The 16,059-nt window shown below is 56.3% G+C and carries 22 protein-coding genes; 8 read left to right on the forward strand and 14 right to left on the reverse strand.

Annotation, left to right across the window (positions count from 1 at the left end; translation table 11 throughout):
• Positions 1-48 precede the first annotated feature (48 nt).
• The 14 genes from V8G57_RS15520 to V8G57_RS15585 all read right to left on the reverse strand — a co-directional run bounded on the left by V8G57_RS15520 (position 49) and on the right by V8G57_RS15585 (position 7,289).
• On the reverse strand, positions 49-258 hold the full coding sequence (locus V8G57_RS15520; RefSeq protein WP_342830125.1) for a hypothetical protein: 210 nt from the start codon (positions 256-258) through the stop codon (positions 49-51).
• A complete protein-coding gene (locus V8G57_RS15525; RefSeq protein ID WP_342830126.1) occupies positions 255-521 on the reverse strand; it encodes a hypothetical protein in 267 nt (88 codons plus the stop codon). Before V8G57_RS15525 ends, V8G57_RS15520 begins: the two co-directional genes overlap by 4 nt.
• Positions 518-1,264, reverse strand: coding sequence for a PRTRC system ThiF family protein (locus V8G57_RS15530; protein WP_342830127.1), 747 nt, complete (start codon positions 1,262-1,264; stop codon positions 518-520). The genes V8G57_RS15525 and V8G57_RS15530 overlap by 4 nt, the downstream gene beginning before the upstream one ends.
• A gap of 2 nt (positions 1,265-1,266) precedes the next feature.
• The gene (locus V8G57_RS15535; protein WP_342830129.1) at positions 1,267-2,055 is read right to left on the reverse strand and encodes a PRTRC system protein A; all 789 of its coding nucleotides are present in this window, start codon (positions 2,053-2,055) and stop codon (positions 1,267-1,269) included.
• Entirely contained in the window at positions 2,052-2,795 is a 744-nt protein-coding gene (locus V8G57_RS15540) for a PRTRC system protein B (protein ID WP_342830131.1), read from the reverse strand. The genes V8G57_RS15535 and V8G57_RS15540 overlap by 4 nt, the downstream gene beginning before the upstream one ends.
• Positions 2,792-3,814, reverse strand: coding sequence for a PRTRC system protein F (locus V8G57_RS15545; protein ID WP_342830132.1), 1,023 nt, complete (start codon positions 3,812-3,814; stop codon positions 2,792-2,794). Before V8G57_RS15545 ends, V8G57_RS15540 begins: the two co-directional genes overlap by 4 nt.
• Positions 3,811-4,047, reverse strand: a complete 237-nt coding sequence (locus V8G57_RS15550; protein WP_342830133.1) for a hypothetical protein — start codon at positions 4,045-4,047, stop codon at positions 3,811-3,813. The genes V8G57_RS15545 and V8G57_RS15550 overlap by 4 nt, the downstream gene beginning before the upstream one ends.
• Complete coding sequence (locus V8G57_RS15555; protein WP_342830134.1) at positions 4,044-4,433, reverse strand: PRTRC system protein C; 390 nt, start codon at positions 4,431-4,433, stop codon at positions 4,044-4,046. The genes V8G57_RS15550 and V8G57_RS15555 overlap by 4 nt, the downstream gene beginning before the upstream one ends.
• A gap of 9 nt (positions 4,434-4,442) precedes the next feature.
• The gene (locus V8G57_RS15560; RefSeq protein ID WP_342830135.1) at positions 4,443-5,072 is read right to left on the reverse strand and encodes a PRTRC system protein E; all 630 of its coding nucleotides are present in this window, start codon (positions 5,070-5,072) and stop codon (positions 4,443-4,445) included.
• 24 nt (positions 5,073-5,096) lie between these two features.
• Positions 5,097-5,378 carry a hypothetical protein gene (locus V8G57_RS15565; protein ID WP_342830136.1) on the reverse strand — a complete coding sequence of 94 codons (282 nt, stop codon included), beginning with the start codon at positions 5,376-5,378 and terminating at the stop codon, positions 5,097-5,099.
• Positions 5,375-5,593: a hypothetical protein gene (locus tag V8G57_RS15570; protein ID WP_342830137.1), complete on the reverse strand. Its 219-nt coding sequence runs from the start codon at positions 5,591-5,593 to the stop codon at positions 5,375-5,377. Before V8G57_RS15570 ends, V8G57_RS15565 begins: the two co-directional genes overlap by 4 nt.
• A gap of 9 nt (positions 5,594-5,602) precedes the next feature.
• Positions 5,603-5,875, reverse strand: a complete 273-nt coding sequence (locus V8G57_RS15575) for a hypothetical protein (protein ID WP_342830138.1) — start codon at positions 5,873-5,875, stop codon at positions 5,603-5,605.
• A gap of 327 nt (positions 5,876-6,202) precedes the next feature.
• The gene (locus tag V8G57_RS15580) at positions 6,203-6,988 is read right to left on the reverse strand and encodes a S24 family peptidase (RefSeq protein WP_342830139.1); all 786 of its coding nucleotides are present in this window, start codon (positions 6,986-6,988) and stop codon (positions 6,203-6,205) included.
• Entirely contained in the window at positions 6,981-7,289 is a 309-nt protein-coding gene (locus V8G57_RS15585) for a hypothetical protein (protein WP_342830141.1), read from the reverse strand. Before V8G57_RS15585 ends, V8G57_RS15580 begins: the two co-directional genes overlap by 8 nt.
• 86 nt (positions 7,290-7,375) lie before the next feature.
• On the opposite strand from V8G57_RS15585, the gene V8G57_RS15590 reads away from it, so the two are divergent.
• From V8G57_RS15590 to V8G57_RS15625, 8 genes are all read left to right on the forward strand, one after another.
• Positions 7,376-7,888, forward strand: coding sequence for a phage regulatory CII family protein (locus tag V8G57_RS15590; RefSeq protein ID WP_342830143.1), 513 nt, complete (start codon positions 7,376-7,378; stop codon positions 7,886-7,888).
• Positions 7,889-8,160: 272 nt separating this feature from the next.
• Positions 8,161-10,710 (forward strand): VapE domain-containing protein, encoded by a 2,550-nt coding sequence (locus V8G57_RS15595; protein ID WP_342830144.1) that lies wholly within the window; start codon positions 8,161-8,163, stop codon positions 10,708-10,710.
• A gap of 34 nt (positions 10,711-10,744) precedes the next feature.
• Positions 10,745-11,197: a hypothetical protein gene (locus V8G57_RS15600; protein WP_342830145.1), complete on the forward strand. Its 453-nt coding sequence runs from the start codon at positions 10,745-10,747 to the stop codon at positions 11,195-11,197.
• A gap of 657 nt (positions 11,198-11,854) precedes the next feature.
• On the forward strand, positions 11,855-12,259 hold the full coding sequence (locus V8G57_RS15605) for an HNH endonuclease (RefSeq protein WP_342830146.1): 405 nt from the start codon (positions 11,855-11,857) through the stop codon (positions 12,257-12,259).
• A 164-nt stretch (positions 12,260-12,423) separates the two neighbouring features.
• Complete coding sequence (locus tag V8G57_RS15610) at positions 12,424-12,894, forward strand: phage terminase small subunit P27 family (RefSeq protein ID WP_342830147.1); 471 nt, start codon at positions 12,424-12,426, stop codon at positions 12,892-12,894.
• Positions 12,854-14,587 (forward strand): terminase large subunit, encoded by a 1,734-nt coding sequence (locus tag V8G57_RS15615; protein ID WP_342830148.1) that lies wholly within the window; start codon positions 12,854-12,856, stop codon positions 14,585-14,587. The genes V8G57_RS15610 and V8G57_RS15615 overlap by 41 nt, the downstream gene beginning before the upstream one ends.
• A gap of 2 nt (positions 14,588-14,589) precedes the next feature.
• On the forward strand, positions 14,590-14,757 hold the full coding sequence (locus tag V8G57_RS15620; protein ID WP_342830149.1) for a hypothetical protein: 168 nt from the start codon (positions 14,590-14,592) through the stop codon (positions 14,755-14,757).
• Positions 14,747-16,045 (forward strand): phage portal protein, encoded by a 1,299-nt coding sequence (locus tag V8G57_RS15625; protein WP_342830150.1) that lies wholly within the window; start codon positions 14,747-14,749, stop codon positions 16,043-16,045. Before V8G57_RS15620 ends, V8G57_RS15625 begins: the two co-directional genes overlap by 11 nt.
• Positions 16,046-16,059 lie beyond the last annotated feature (14 nt).

The raw sequence follows: 16,059 nt of genomic DNA on the forward strand, positions 1-16,059 counted from the left end.
CGACAATTTCCCGAATTTCCGCCTCGGTAAGATATGGAGGTGGAATTTTCATTTCCCGACCTCGCAGATGTTTTTTGTGACAGCCCCCTCGTTGTCGATAGGTGAATCGAAAGTGAAACTTTGATCAAGGCAAGTATCACGTCGCTCGTGCGTGCGCCGAAAGATTTCCCGTTCAATCTCCACCAGCTCCGTGTAACTAGGCAGGCCGCGTTCGCCAGCGCGGTACTGGGCAAGTATTTCTGATAGCGCGAGGCTCATGCTGATTCCTTATTGTTGTCGTTTCGACAGAACAGCATCATTGCGAAGTTGCCGACATCCACTGGATCACCCTTAGCCACTGCGCGAAGAAGCAATTCATTCAGCGTCGCGTCGCGGAGCGTGCTGATGTCATGCCATCCGCCGAAGCCCTGTAGACGCTTCTTAGCGAGTTTCTCTTTCATCGCCTTAGCGAAAAGGTCAACCGCGTGGTCATCCAGCAGCTGTACCTCATCGACCCGGTTGTTTTGTTGTGTGGTGCTCACTGAGACTCCTTAACGAGTAACGGCCGGCTGCTGCCTGTCCGTAGGTTGACGAATGCGCCGTGCCAGCTAAGCTGGCCGTAGCGGAAAAACTCCCACAAGATGGCCAGCGCCGGCGTCACGACGGCTTGGTTGATAAAAAGCTCCTGGCGCTCCAGCGCCTCGGCCAGGCCGCAACTAGGCGTATCGTCTTCTGGCACAGTGATATCTATCAGCTCTGGAAGTAGTTGATAGGGATCCGGTAAAGGCACATGGCCGGCTGGAGATTTTTTAGGCTGACGGTTCTGTCCACCCCATTCGCCGAAGATTGCCTGGCCGTCAGCTGCTCTGTTGCCGACATCCAAAACATACGAGTGATGCCAGTCGGACTGATAGTCTTCATAAATAAGACGGCGGGCGGCGGCACTATCGACGCAGAGAACGAGTAGCTCTGGCTCAACGTTGCCCTCGAAGCGAACAGGTTCAGATTTCCATGTCGTGCCAAAAAAATGATTGACTCGGGACATCAATACGGCCGCTTTGCTCTGGCCGACATCGGCACGGCTAAACAGCTGGCGACCGATATTGGCCTCGCTGACAACGTCGTCGTCGTACGCGGTGACATGCAAGCCTGGATGGCCAAGCGCGACGAGAGCGTGATTCAGCCTGGCCAGCCCGGTCAACATCTGTGAACCATTACCGCCGCAGCCGGCAAGGACGATGCCGACTTGGTGATCGAGAAAGCCTGATGGCGTAAAGTGCGGCATGGTTACAGCGCCTCCAGTCCGGCAAACACTTTGTCGGCGGGAACAGGGATGGGCAAGTACAGGCCTAATAGGCAGAGTCGGACCGCGATGCTCGGCTGGACTTTGTCGAGGTCGCCAATCACTGCGGAAAGTTTCACGCTGCCGGCGTCGTCCTGGTTGTCCGTGTCACTGAAAAATGCCGGCGCCGCGCCGTGACTGTGGATATCGACGGCAAGCGATTCGTGATCCATTAGCGCGCGTGCTTCGTACGTCAATGAGCCAGGCGTGGCATGAGAGATGGCGACGTTTAGATCCGACAAGGTTTTATCCGTCTGATTCCAGACCAACATGTCAGCATGTTCGTTGGGTAATTCACGGATGGCGGATGCCGCAAATTGCTGAATTTGGGGGACGATGTGACTGATGCGGCCGAACGCCAGTTGTGTGCAGGGTTCAATTTCGCCGAAGGGCATAGTCACGGCTGTTTGTTCGACTAAGCGGTGCACTACGTAGAGCCACGGCCGGCGGACTTCGAGATACATACCGTCGGCAGCCAACAAGAAGCGGTGGCCATTGTTCGCCAATGGAGAAAATGCGGAATACTTGGGTACTACGGCGACTGGTGCCAGCGACAAGAGGGAGGTATCACCGAGAAACATGTCGTCATCATCGGGAGTGTTCGAATCAATCGCCAGAATTTGCGGCCGGCGGGAATAGGCGCGCTGTTCGATCGCATCCTCAAGCGACGAGACGTTTGTAGCGATCGCGTCAAAGTGGTTTTGCATGTTGATCAGGAATTGTTGGCCGTTCATCGTGATTTCTCCGTCGTGGCGCGCGCAATAAACTGCGCAATGGTTTCTTTGGTAGGCTGCAATATGTCGGCGGTTAGCAATATCTGCTCCGGGTCGCGCAGCTGAGCGGACCAGAGCGCGGTCGCGTCGCCGGGATACTTGACCAGCTTGGTTTGATTGGGATGAGTGAAATTGCTGCGGAAGAAGGCATTTTCATATGCCTTGATCGCGTCCGGCGAGGTGTGGCTAGGCAGGCCGACATTCCCGGTGCAGATCTCGTTGCCGTCCCATACATTGAAGTAGGGGGCTTTGTATAGCTTGGTCGTGGCGAGCGGCCGCTTGTTGTCAGCCAAGGCGGCGATATACCATGCATCGTTCGCCACGAGGAAGAATAACGGAGGATGTGTGACGACAGCAGACACGCTGCCGATGGCCGGGTCCGTCGACTTAAACCAGACGCGCCGGGCCTGCGACGGTAACCACCAGGCGATGGCGTTAGGCGCGGTGTATAGCAGCCGCTCGGGAATCATGCCGGTAAATGAAGTCGCGTCGGAGACAGCCGCGGCAAATGCGGCGAGTGCTGACTTGCTCGCAGGAATGCCGGCCCCAAGCAGGCGGCGCTCCGGTTGCTCTGGATGGGTATCGATAGCATGGACCGTTGCATACACGTCACCGCGGCCGGACGAATAGAGCAGGATGGCCGACTGTAGGCTGAGCGATGTGGCATCAGGTTCGATAATTTTGACTGGCGCCGCACTCATGTTGGATCTCCGGCAGAGGCGGGAGTGCTGATCAACAAGAGCAAGTCTTCGGCCGCTTTCGCCATCAGCAGCATCGCTTCAACGTTACTGAAGTATGTGTGAACTGCCTGCGGTGTCGTCGATACGTTGGTTGCCGCAACACATTCCATATATTCGCCGGATTCGTAGGCGCCGTGCATGTAGTCATCGAGGATGCGCACCAGGCTGTCGGCGTCGTTCCAGCGCAGGAAAAGACATGCCTCAGTCGCGTCGGCCTGGACGTCAACAGCGAACGACCAAGGCTCGATAGAAAAACTGGATGAGTGTGCCAGTGCGTGAATGCGGTCGCACGCCGCAATGACGTCTTTACCTAACGTGCTGCAAGCAGCACGTTCTAGATGTTTGCGTCGACAGACGCGTTTTGCCGCAGGCAACCAATCGGGCATGCCGTTCAGCAGCTCTGCCCGTGTAACCAAGGATTCCTTGCCGACGTCATCGAGGAACTCCTCACGCGAGGCGTATTCGCCGCAGCCAATGTTATCCTCGAACCAGCCATTCTCATCTGCATTGCCTCCCCAATAGGCCGATTCCGCCATTCTCATGACATTGATGGGCGACCATACTTCAGGCAAGTAGCTCAGGCTATCGTACAAGACCGCGACTACCGTCTGCCCGAACCCAGTGCATTCGGCTTCGAGTTCCTCCACGCGTAGCGCCAGCGTGCGTTGGGGTATATCGCCTTTTTGCACCGAAATACAAAACACAGGCGTATTTCGGTCGAATTGATAATGCTCGACAATCTGTATATGCAAATTCCATTTGAACAGCCGCAGTGGGGCGGTCATCTCGCGCCACCAACGAGTCAGCACGGTTTCTACCAGGGTTTTTTCGTCGTCATTGCCATGCAGATCGTCTTCGCGGATAAGGCCGGCCCGCAGCATTGCAAGTGCCAACGGCCCTGAAATACGACTGTTTCCATCCGTCCGGAAGCTGGTGGGCAAGTCTGCCGGCAGGAGCGGTAAAGCCGAGGCGGTCATCATGGCAGCACCATCATGAAAGTTGATGGTGCGAACCAGGCTTCATCCTGGCGCTTGCCAGTGCGATGGATGAGTCGATCTGTGGCCAGGGTGACGACACCGTTCATGGCAACGCTGGGCAACACATTATTGGCAGCGGTCGACCGCAGGTTGCCGGTCTCCTCCAGAGTACGGATGGCGTCACGACAGCCCGGGCCGAGATCAACCGCAGCGGGCATCGATTTACCGCGCTTCATGCCTGTGCTCCCGCCGTTTCTCGGCTGCAGTAACGAATATGCAACGCAATCACTGACATGGTTTCGTCGAGGTCTAGCGAGGATTTTTCTTGCAGGGCGCGGACGAACACCGCTTCATGTTCCTCCAACCAGTTGATCTGCACCAGCGTGGCCAGATCGGCGATCATATAGTCCAAGTTTTTTCCGCCCTTGGTGCCTACTGCGCGCCGGAATGAATACACGGTCTTGTTGCCGACCACATCGGGGCCTTCGATGTCGGCACTGATGATTTCAGGGTACACAGTCGAGAAAAAATCCCGCACCTGCATGAGTGTGAACTGTGGATTCGGATCAGCAAGTTTGACGCTGTTGTATTTGAACTCTCGTTGCAATTCTTGAATTTGCATGACGCTTCCTTAGAATAGATCGATGGTGAATTTGTCGTCGGGAGGACCTTGGGTCGCGGATTCTGCCGGCACCACTGGATCTCCTGGAGCATCTGGCGGCATTGCATTGCTGTCGGCCGCACGCGGGGGCATGGCGTTAGGTTCTGCGGATTGAGTGGTACTGATAAACACCCCAGTTGGGGATGGCGTGCTACCTGATCCGACCAGATCACCCGGTGTGACATCGGAAGTGGATGTGCCGTTTGGCGTCGCCGAAGGCGTGCCCTGTGCCGTAACTTCAGGTTCTGCGTGCGGCTTAGCTGTCTTGGCGACTTTGGCCGCCTGTTTTGGCGTCAGTGGCTTGGTTGTCTTCGTTGCGGCTGGCTTCTTGGCTCTATCGTTGTTTTCATCGCTGGCGGCAGCTGCGGCCTCTACCTGCTCGATCAAAGAACGGCGCGGCACCTGCCAGGCGTTCAAGGCTTCCACGAAACCGGCATCCAGTTCCGCCGGTGTGGCCACAAGCGAGATGGGATGCAGCGGCTGGTCAGCATCTTTGCCGGTAATGGTGGGGGTAATGCTGACGCGCAGTAGTTCGCCTTCTGCCGCGACGACGATCAACAGTGTGGCTTTCTGCGTAAGTGCTTGTAATGCTGAGAACATAGCGGTCCTTTGCGTGGTGAAAAATCAGATAGTCGAGAAGGGCTGGTGGAGCCTGTGGCGCTTTGCCCATGAAAGGCAATCGGCCTCGGTGGGATAGCTGCTTTGCATGCCGATCAGGGCGTCCTGCAGGAAAATGCGATAGTGCGTCATTGGCGTACCAGGCAGCGGTTGGCGCTGGACTCGAAAGGCGCCGATGGAGATCGGCGAATAATCCTTGTACTCCCTGGGGTCGTGCGGACTATAAGTACGGACGGCCAGGGTCGTTCCCTCGCGATATTGCGAGGGGAAAAGTGGTGGTTTGGTCATAGGTCGAAAAGGTCGTTAGCTTGTGCACGCTTCCGGTCAAAGCGCTGTTGATCGATGAGTTGCTGGTGGCGGCGCTGGTTGCTGACCGCCTTGTTGCGAATGGCAATGGCGAGGGCCGGTACTGCCATGGCTTCTTTGAAAGATTTGCCGACGATTGCGCATTCACGCCATGCGCGCTGCAATTCGGCGTCTGGGATGGTGTGATTGATCGTCATGAAAGTTGCCTACAGCGGGCCGCAGGCGCGTTTCTTGGCTTGCTTGGCGTTTGGAACGTCGCGCCATTCCTGGCCGCAAAGGTCGGCCAACTGCAAGCCGATGTCGCTGTCGTGAACGTTGATTTCTTCCGCCAATTTCATGCCGCTGAGTAAGCCGGCTTGATATGCCTCAGCGCGCACTTCGTCGTCGTGTTCGAGCGCGGTTACTGCGCAGAACAAAATGACAATCAGCAGACCGCCCTGGAACGGGTGGCGATTGAAATATCGGGCCGTGGCGCTCATGCAGCCGCCTGAACGGCGGTGTCGTGCAATTGACGGCCGTATAAAGTTGTGTTCGCGAGTTGCATTTCGATCTCCATCTACAAGTGGTTTGTTGATGGCGTTATTAAACACTATGTTTAAAAATCACTCAAACAGTTTGTTTAAAACATGATGTTTAAATTAGATCAAATAGTTATATAGAAATGAAAATAAGTACAATTTTCATATATTTAATGCTGCGGGAGAGTGAGATGGATAGAAAACTATCTTATTGCTATAAACAGATAGTTTTCTATCTCGATAAAAAAGCCCGCATGAGGCGGGCTTGATGGGAGAGCGGGGCGGAGGTTAGAAGTTTTCGCGTTGAAGCACAATCACTCGGCCGACAACAATACAAGTGGCGCCGGTACATTCTTGCCGATGGTAGCGCTTCTGGTCGGGATTGTCTGACACTAGGAACCAGCGGCCGTAGTCTTTCACGAGACGTTTGATGATGTCTTCACCATCGTAATTGATGGCATACGTTTCGCCATCTTTCAGCGCGATGTCACCGGTGTTAACAACAACAGTGTCACCGTCCGACATGGTTGGTTCCATGCTTTCGCCCTTCACGCCCAGAGCAATTAATTTCTCTGGGATGTAGCCATTTTTGCGAAACCATTCCTTGCGAAAAACAATCGGACGACCCTGGTCACCCTCCGGCTCAATTGCAAAACCTGTTATTCCTGCTGACAGCTTCAATTTAACTTTTTTAATTTCAATGTAATTATCATTTTCAGGGTCGTACTCTACCACCCGTCGGTAGTCTTTTGGCAAGTACTGAGTGATATTTTCGTCTACGGTGGTGGACTCGTCGGCGGTCATGGGGCCTTCCCCTGTGCGAATCCAGGCTGCCCGGCAACCGATTACCCGTTCGGCGTCAAACATGCCTTGATTGGAGACGCCGCGACTTTCCCAGTTTTTCAAGGTTTGTGGGGACGCGCCGATTAAGCGGGCAACCGAACTCGGGTCCCGCACGTCGCGCAAGGCAGCTGCTGCCTCATAAAGTCTTTTGCTTGTTTCATGCATGCGCGTGATAGTGCCCGATTTAAACAAACTGTTGTTACACAAACTGTTTGCCTCAAATTTAAACATAGTGTTTAATGTCGGCATGACCGATAAAGACGATAAGACTCTCATTCTTGACCTTGGTGGTCCGGCGAAGGTTGCCGAAATCCTTGGATTCGACAAACCAGGGGGCGTGCAGCGCGTCCAAAACTGGATGACCCGCGGAATTCCTGCACAGCAAAAGGTCGATAGACCGGACCTGTTCATGCCTCATTTGAGGCCCACCCCAAATGCGCCCAGGTAGGTCAGAGGCAATACGTGGGGGCGGCGTCTGAGCAACGAAGGTGTAATTTTCCCCAGTTCGGCGCGTGGTCATCATTTTTTTCATGCTTAAAACCCACTTCAAATAATCAGTGTTCCCAGAATATCCGGTGAGCCGAATTGGCGCACCGGTAATAACAAAGGATGTTTACCGTGACAAAACTATATTTGGAAATGAATCAGCACGATGCGCTCTACAAACAAGCGCGTGGCTATCCCGGTGGACTGGAGGCATTGGCCCAGCGCATGGGCATTTCAGTGAATGTCCTGCGCAACAAGCTGAGCCCAGCAATCAGCACGCATTACGCGTCGTTTGAGGAGGTGTCAGAAATCACGGAGTTGTGCCAGGAGGCGCGGCGCGACGATGCGCTGCTTGCGGTTCGTGCTATGAACTGGCGGCTCGGCCTGGTTTCATTTCAAGTGCCTACTGCATCCTGCCTGAGCGACGACGAGCTGGCCTCCAATATCTATCGAGTGGTCAAGGAAATAGGCGAGGTTGCAAATAGCGTCTCTGGCGCGCTGGAAGATAGGAAGATCACACATGTTGAGTTTGACTTGATCGAGCGGGACTTTGCTGAAGCCATGAGCGCGCTGATTGAATGGCGAGAACGCGTTCGCGCCAGAACCGTCGCGGACAGCGGCCCGATTCCCGACGCAGTGCAGTAGGTGATATGGGCGAGACAGCATCGGTAGACACCACGTCTGAAGATTACCTCCTTGATTGCCTAGCGAGACACATCTGCAATCTGCCAACCAAAGAGCGTCGGCACGCATTTCTTGCCCTGATGCGCAAGAAACACCCATCCGAATTCATTGACGATATCGAACGCAGGGTCCGCATCCAATGGCCCCTGCTGCGTCAAAAGTCATAACCGAAAGGAAATACATGTCACATAAGCTGCATTCCACTCATTTGACGCATGGCGCCAGGGAGGCCCATGGCAACGCTTGATCAGGTAATCGACCAAATGGCGGCGGCAAAAATGCCGCCTTTGCCGGCCGGCCATCCACTCTATGATGGCAAGATTCGCCGCTTCGGCCGCGGTAAAAAGGCTTGGTACGTCCTGCATGAAATGCAGTTGAAGAACGGCGAGTTTTCGTACTCCGGCGCCTTCGGCATTTGGCAGGGGCAGGAAAGCAATCCAGTCAAGATTGAAACGGACTGGACCGGTATCAGTGCTGACGAACGTGCCGCGCTGGAAAGGAAGCAACGCGAAACGGAAGAGCGCAACGCGGAAAAAAAAGCGGAACAGGCCCAATGGGCGGCGAACCGTGCTGCCCAGCAATGGCGGGGGGCAGCTGCCGAAGGCATCTCTCCGTATGTTGAGCGCAAGCAGATTAGTGCGCCAGGGATGCGGTATGGCAAGGACGGCGTGTTGCTCATTCCGGCCGTCAAATTCGTGGGCGACGAAGTCAAGCTGGTCGGCTTGCAAAAGATTGACGCGAACGGCGAAAAGCTGTTCAACAAGCACATGGCAATGAAAGCAGCGTGCTGCCCGATAGGGCGTCCGGCTGCTGACGAACGCATTGTCTTTATTGCCGAAGGCTATGCCACGGCCAGGTCCGTCCGCATGGCGATGGAAGATACGCTGCCCGGTTATGTTGCATTCAACGCCGGAAACTTGCTGGATGTGGCGCGCATGGTTCGCGCGCGCCATCCGAAGGCCCATATCCTGTTTTGTGCGGATGACGACTGGCAGCTGGTGCAGCGACTGCATATCGAATTGCAGGAGACCCATGATATCGACGTTGCTATCGAGGTCGACGGCATCGAACGCGAACTGACATCGTCCAAAGGGATTGTTTCCCTGATCAAGGCTGAGTATCTGCACGACCATGCCGGCGTGCAGTTCATTCAGTTGACCGTTGCAGCGGCCGGGAAGACCCGCACCGCCAAGTTTGAAAACGCCGGCATTGCCAGCGCGTTGATGGCTTGCAAAATCGTTGGCAATGCATCTGCGACCTGGCCGCTGTTCGCCGATCGCGACGAGGCCAAGTGGACTGACTTTAACGACCTGCATGTGCAGCAGGGGCTTGCGGCCGTCAAGGATCAGGTCTCGGCAGCGATGATGGCCGGCTTGATACCCGAAGCCGCGCAGCTGACTGCCAAGCGCGAGGAAGACGCTGCTGCATCTTCCAACGTGATCGAGCTCAAGTCCAAGGGCACCGGCAAGAAGAAAAGTAAATCCACCCCTTCCGACGCTGGCGCTGGCGAAGCGCCGATGTCGGATGCCGGTAATCCGCCTGACAGCGATCCGGAAAACAGCATACTGCGGTGGGAAGCGCGCCTGGCGCGCACCGACAAAGGCGCCATCCTTCCAGTGCTGAACAACATTTACGAAATACTCAAAAACAGTGAGGAGTGGGCCGGCGTCATCGCCTATGAGGAGTTTAGCGGGCATGTCGTCAAACTCAAGCCACCGCCATTCGACAAGGGTGAGCTGGGCGAGTGGAGCGATATGGACGACCTACGTACAGCACTGTGGATGCAGCAGAAATACAGCTTTCACCCGCGCGAAGATATCGTCATGAAGGCAGTGTTGCTGGTGGCCGATCTGCAGTCGCATCATGTGGTGCGCGCGTACCTCAATCCGTTGAAATGGGATGGTGTTGAACGCCTGTCGCATTGGATGAGTGACTTCTTGGGGGCCGAGGATAGCGAGTATGTGCGGCGCGTCGGGCGCAAGTGGATGATTGGCGCCGTCGCTCGGATCTACCGACCTGGCTGCAAAGTCGACAACGTGCTAATTCTTGAAGGCTCTCAGGGCTTGTATAAATCGACTGCGCTGAAGGTATTGGGGGGCGAGTGGTTCACCGATGCGCCGTTGCGCTTCGGAGACAAGGACAGTTACGCGATTATGCAGGGCCGCTGGGTGATCGAACTGGCCGAGATGGATTCGTTCAACAAGGCCGAATCGGAAGCCGCCAAGCAGTTCTTTGGACAATACATCGACCGCTATCGGAATTTCTATGGCAAGCGTGCCAGCGACGTGCCGCGCCAGCAAGTATTCGCGGGCACCACCAATAAATACGTCTATCTGAAGGATGAGACCGGGAATCGGCGCTATTGGCCAGTCCGGGCTATCGAGATCAACCTGTATGGGCTACGCGCAGCGCGTGATCAGCTATGGGCCGAGGCAGTTACCGCATTCAAGGGCGGTGAAGCATGGTGGGAAACGCCGGCAGATGTTGAGATGTTCCGCGGCGAACAGGAATCGCGCTTCATCAACGATGCATATACCGATGAAATTACCAAGGGGTTGCTGGGACGCAAGCAGGTCACTATTACTGAGATCCTGCGCGACATATTGAAACTGGATATTTCCAAGTGGACGATGCCGGAGCAGCAGCGCGTCGGCCGAAGCATGACGCAGCTCGGGTGGTTACGTAAGCGAGGATCGGGTGCAGGAGGCACCAAACGTGAGTGGATGTATGTGAAGCCGGAGAGTGCTAGCGATACGCCGGAACCTGACGACGGACCGTTGTAGCGTACTTGATCTGATAGAGGGCAATAGGAGGAACATGATAAATATGCTGGATGATGCCGCAGAAGCGGTGACGCTTGAGAAGCGGCTCAATAATTGGCGCCGAACTGTGCTGTACGTGCGCGGTAGAGGTGGCAGCGCTTGCGCGTTCTGGGCCGAGTTGTACTTGAAATCGCGTATCAGTGAGAAAGAGGCGGCCGTGGCGCCAGCGCCGCCGCGTGCCGACATTACAGTCGAGGAGCTGGATGGCTGGATGGTTGAAGCGGCCTGGAAGGCAATGTTGGATTTTGACGAAAAGCAGGCGCTGAAGTTTTGGTTCGTGTACCAGTATCCGGAGCATTGGATCAAGCGCAAGCTTGGCCTGCGACGATTGGGTGTGCCGTTGCTGCTGGCCCGCGCGAAGGTGAGCCTGAAAAAGAATCTTGATACGTTTTCTGATTCCACTACAATCGGCGGTACGCATTCACGCGACCCTGTAGCGCGTCCTTGAGATGTGATCGCCGAACGCTTCCCCCTTGAACAAATTGCGCCAGATGCTGAATTTCAGCGTCTGGCAATATGCGCTTGATGTCGCTTAGATGCGATGTCCTGTGGATAAAAACGAGTGCTATCGACACACAAAAATTTGATGATGACCAGTCCTACAACATGCTCCGTCCCATTGTCCCAGTGTCTCCGTCCAACGGCACGGACCTGGGGCGCACGTCATTTTGACGGGGTGAATGCATTGGTTCGTCAAAACAGCTACGGCCTTATAAACATTGGGTTCGTCCCATTGTCCCAGTGCTTCCGTCCAATGGGACGGACATGGGACGGACGCCATATTTTCAGGGTAAAAAGGTTCGTCCCATTGTCCCAGTTGTCCCAGTGTTTTCCTCATGTGTACGTGTGTGTGCGTACACATGCGCGTGCACACGCGTACGCGCGTATACGCGCACACGCATCATCTTTCTTTTTTACTGGGACAACTGGGACAATAGGACATAGAGGATAAGCAAGAGAGTTACTCTGAAAATTCTGATGAGCCACCGTCAGATTTGACTTGCCTAACTTCAAAATCGGAACCAGAAAAAAACGCTTGATAATTTTTTTGATTGCAACGAAAATTGCATCAACAATTTACGTGCCGCCGTAGCGCGCCCTTGAGATGATGCCAGATGGCGGTCATCTCACGGGTAAAGAAAACAGAGCCTCAATCGAGAAATCGATTGGGGCTTTTTCATTTGGCTTTTCGATGGCAAAAATTTCGTACAAACATCTCTACAACACCAAGCGCTGGTATCGGTTGCGGTGGCATCAGTTGAACGACCACCCGCTATGTGCGATGCACCAGGCACTCGGGCAAGTAGTTGAAGCAACGGTCGCCGATCACATCACGCCGCATCGCGGCGATGAAGCATTGTTCTTCGACGAAGAGAACTTGCAGTCACTGTGCAAGCCGTGCCACGACGGCGCCAAGCAGCAGCTTGAGAAGAGCGGCACGCTGCGGGGCTGCGACGTCAACGGCTTGCCGCTCGACGCGAATCACCACTGGCGCTCGCCGCGTCCCTGATGCACCAAATAGGGGCGGGGGCGGGTCAAAAGCTTGCAGCATTTTTCTCCCAGACCGATTGCCTCTCTTTCTTTGTGTGAGCGGGAAATATCAGAGGGGGGTATCTCAAGGAGTTTCATATGGCAGGAAACAATAATTCTGGCCGCAAGGCCTTGCCCGCGGCTTTGCATCTGATCGGCGGTAACAAAAGCAAAAAATCGGCCTCTGAATTGGCTGCCGCCGGCATGGCGCCGGCTGCGCCGATCGCGCCGCCTACATGCCCCGACTTTCTCACGCCTGACGCGAAGACCGAATGGAAGCGCATTGTCAGCGACCTGACGGTAATGGGCGTGCTGTCGCGGATCGACCGGGCTGAGCTGGCGGTGTATTGCCAGGCCTGGGGCGACTGGAAGATGGCGCGCCAAAAAATGAGCGTGCTGAAGGACGCCGGCTTCGAGGAAATCACGCCGAGCGGCTATAAGCAAATGTCGGTGTGGATGCAGATTGCGAATCGCGCCGAAGACCGGATGCGCACGGCGGGCGCCTCATTCGGGCTGAACCCTTCCGCGCGTTCACGCCTGCAAGTGCAGGCGCCACAAGCGGAGCTGTTCCCTAATGAGCAAAAAGAAGCAGCAAACAAGTTCTTCGGCGCCTGATCGCGTCACCGCATACGCCCTGGATGTCACAGCTGGGCTGATCGTTGCAGGACCTGACGTACGCGCGGCGTGCAAGCGCCATTTGAATGACCTGGAGCAGGGCCCCTCGCGCGGCCTGACATGGGACCTGGCTGCTGCGCAGCGTGCCATCGAATTCTTCGAAGAGGTTCTGCGCCTCAATGGCGGTAAATTTGAAGGCAAACCATTCCTGCTGCTTGGCTGGCAGGCGTTCATCGTCGGCAGCCTGTTTGGCTGGATGGGAGCGGATGGCCTGCGGCGTTTCCGTGTGGCGTACGTGGAAACCGGGAAGGGTAGTGGCAAGTCGCCGCTAGCGGCTGGTGTTGGGTTGTTCGGTTTGACGGCCGACCGTGAGTCGCGCGCCGAGATCTACGCGGCAGCGACCAAGAAAGACCAGGCGCAGATTCTCTTTCGGGATGCAGTAGCGATGAAAGAACAGTCGCCGCAGCTCGAAGCGCGCCTGGTCGCATCGGGCAGTCGCGGCAAGGAATTCAACCTGGCCTATCACGCGACGTCCAGTTTCTTTCGGACCATTAGCGCTGACGATGGCCAGTCCGGCCCGCGGCCACACATTGCACTGATCGATGAGGTGCATGAACACAAAACGCCGCACGTCATCGAGATGATGCGTGCCGGCACCAAGAGCCGGGAGCAGGCGCTGATCTTCATGATCACCAATTCCGGCACTGACAAGCGGACCGTGTGCTGGGACTACCACGACTACGGCAGCAAAGTGTCGGCCGGCCAGCTGGTGGATGACAGTTTTTTTGCATTCATCTGTTCGTTGGACATCGGCGACGACCCGTTCAAGGATGAATCGTGCTGGTTGAAGGCGAATCCTAGTCTTAACGACGGCGTACCTGGTCTGAAATATCTGCGCGAGCAGGTAACGCAGGCGCGCGGCATGCCATCGAAGGAATCGATGGTGCGGCGTCTCAACTTTTGCGAGTGGACCGAGGCCGAGTCGCCATGGATTTCCGCCGATGTGTGGTTCGGCTGTGAGGCCGATCCGCCGGTGCCGATTGAAAGCCTGTATGGCCGTACCGGGACCGCAGGACTGGATTTGTCGAGTACCCAGGATTTGACCGCGCTTGTTGTGGCCCTGGACCCGACCGAAGACGATCCGGTGACGCGGCTGATTCCGTATTTTTGGCTACCTGGCGACGGTTTGCACGACAAAGCCGACAAAGACCGCGTGCCTTACCTGGCATGGCGCGACGCCGGCCACCTGGAGGCGCTGCCGGGGCGCGCCGTGGACAAGTTGGCGGTGTTGAATCGCGCTTCCGTCCTGGCGTCCCAGTTCGACATCCGGGAAATCGCCTGTGACCGCTGGCGGCTGGAAGATTTCCAGCAGCTGGTCGAGCGCGAGGGCGTGCCGTTGCCGCCGCTGGTGCCGTTCGGCCAAGGGTTCAAGGACATGGCGCCAGCCATTGACGAGCTGGAGCGCATGCTGCTGGACCGCCGCGTTGCGCACAACGGCAACCCGGTCATGACCTGGTGCGCGGCTAACGCGGTGCTGATGACGGACCCGGCGGGAAACCGCAAGATTGCCAAAGAGCGTGCCACCGGCCGCGTGGACGGTATGGTTGCTGCCGTTATGGCGATAGGCCGCTCTGGTAGCGGTGAAACCGAAGAAGATATAAGCGAGTTCTTGTCCAACCCCATCATTGTATAAAAATGACAAAACCAATCCTGATTATGATTTTTGCCGCAGTGATAGGCGTGAGCATGGTGGCGGCCGGCGTGTATGTGCTGGCCGGACTCGGCTGGGCACTGCTTATCGGCGCCGTGCCGTTCCTGGCGCTTAGTGCGGTGCTGATGCGAGGACTGACCGGTGCAAAATAAAACACTTGCGGCCGTGCTGAGCCATGGCATGCGTCCTCTGGAGCTCAAGAGTACCGGCAGCATCAGCTTGACGGATGGCGCGTTTTGGTCGCGCTGGCTGGGCATGTCGAATTTCTCTGGCAAGTCGGTCACCGTCAACTCTGCTCTGCAGATCGGCACCGTCATGGCATGTGTGCGCCTCATCTCCGAGGTGCTGTCCACGCTTCCCTTCGGTTTGTTCTACAAGGACGCCAAGGGGGCGCAGATACCGGCGACCGATCACCAGCTCTACTATCTGCTGCATACCCAGCCAAACGCGACCATGACGGCGGCGGTCTTCTGGCAGGTGCTGCTGCTGAGTCTACTGTTGCATGGCAATTCTTACGTCGAAAAGAGGATGAGTGCCGGTGTGATCACGTCGCTGGAATTCTTGCGACCCGAATTTGTAACCCGCAGGAGATTGAAATCTGGCGCCATCCTATGGCGCTACAACGATCCGCTGACAGGTGAGACTCGCACCATTCCAGAGAATCGCATGTGGCACGTTCCCGCGTTCACGATCGATGGCGAGACGGGCCTGTCGCCGGTGGCATACGGCGCCAACGTGTTCGGCGCCGCGATGGCTGCAGATGAAGCGAGCGCCGAGACGTTCACCAATGGCATGAAAGCGTCCGGCCTGGTCACGATGGATGTGGTGCTCAAGCCGGATCAGCGCGCGGACATCCGGAAGCACGTCAAGCAAGTCTCCGACAGCGGCGGCGTGATGGTGCTGGAGAAGGGCAGTGAGTTCCAGCAGATGCGAATGAATCCGCAGGATGCCGAGCTGCTGTCGACGCGGATCTTCAATATCGAAGAGATGTGCCGCTGGTTCCGGGTGGACCCGGCGCTGATCGGCCACGGCGGCAAGGACAGCAACTGGGGCACCGGCCTCGAAGAGAAAATGATCTGGCTGGTCACGCTGACCCTGCGTCCCTGGGCGGTGCGGTTGGAACAGGGCATCCGCAAGGATTTGCTCACGCCTGCCGAGCGTCAGCGCTATTCGGCGGAAGTCGCGCTGGAAGGACTGCTGCGCGGCGACAGTGCGGCGCGTGCCGCGTTCTACAGCGTGATGACGCAAAACGGGATCATGACCCGCGACGATTGCCGCCAGAAAGAGAACCTGCCGGCGCTGGGCGGCAATGCTGCTGTCCTGACGGTGCAATCGAACATGCTGCCCATCGACAAGCTGGGCGAGGGCGGTGGCGCCGGTACAACGGCCAAAAACGCCTTGCTTGCATGGCTCGATAACGGGGAAAAGGACCAGAAATGAGAACAAAAAATGCT

Origin of the sequence: Collimonas rhizosphaerae, assembly GCF_038896935.1 — a bacterium.
Lineage (GTDB): Bacteria > Pseudomonadota > Gammaproteobacteria > Burkholderiales > Burkholderiaceae_D > Collimonas > Collimonas rhizosphaerae.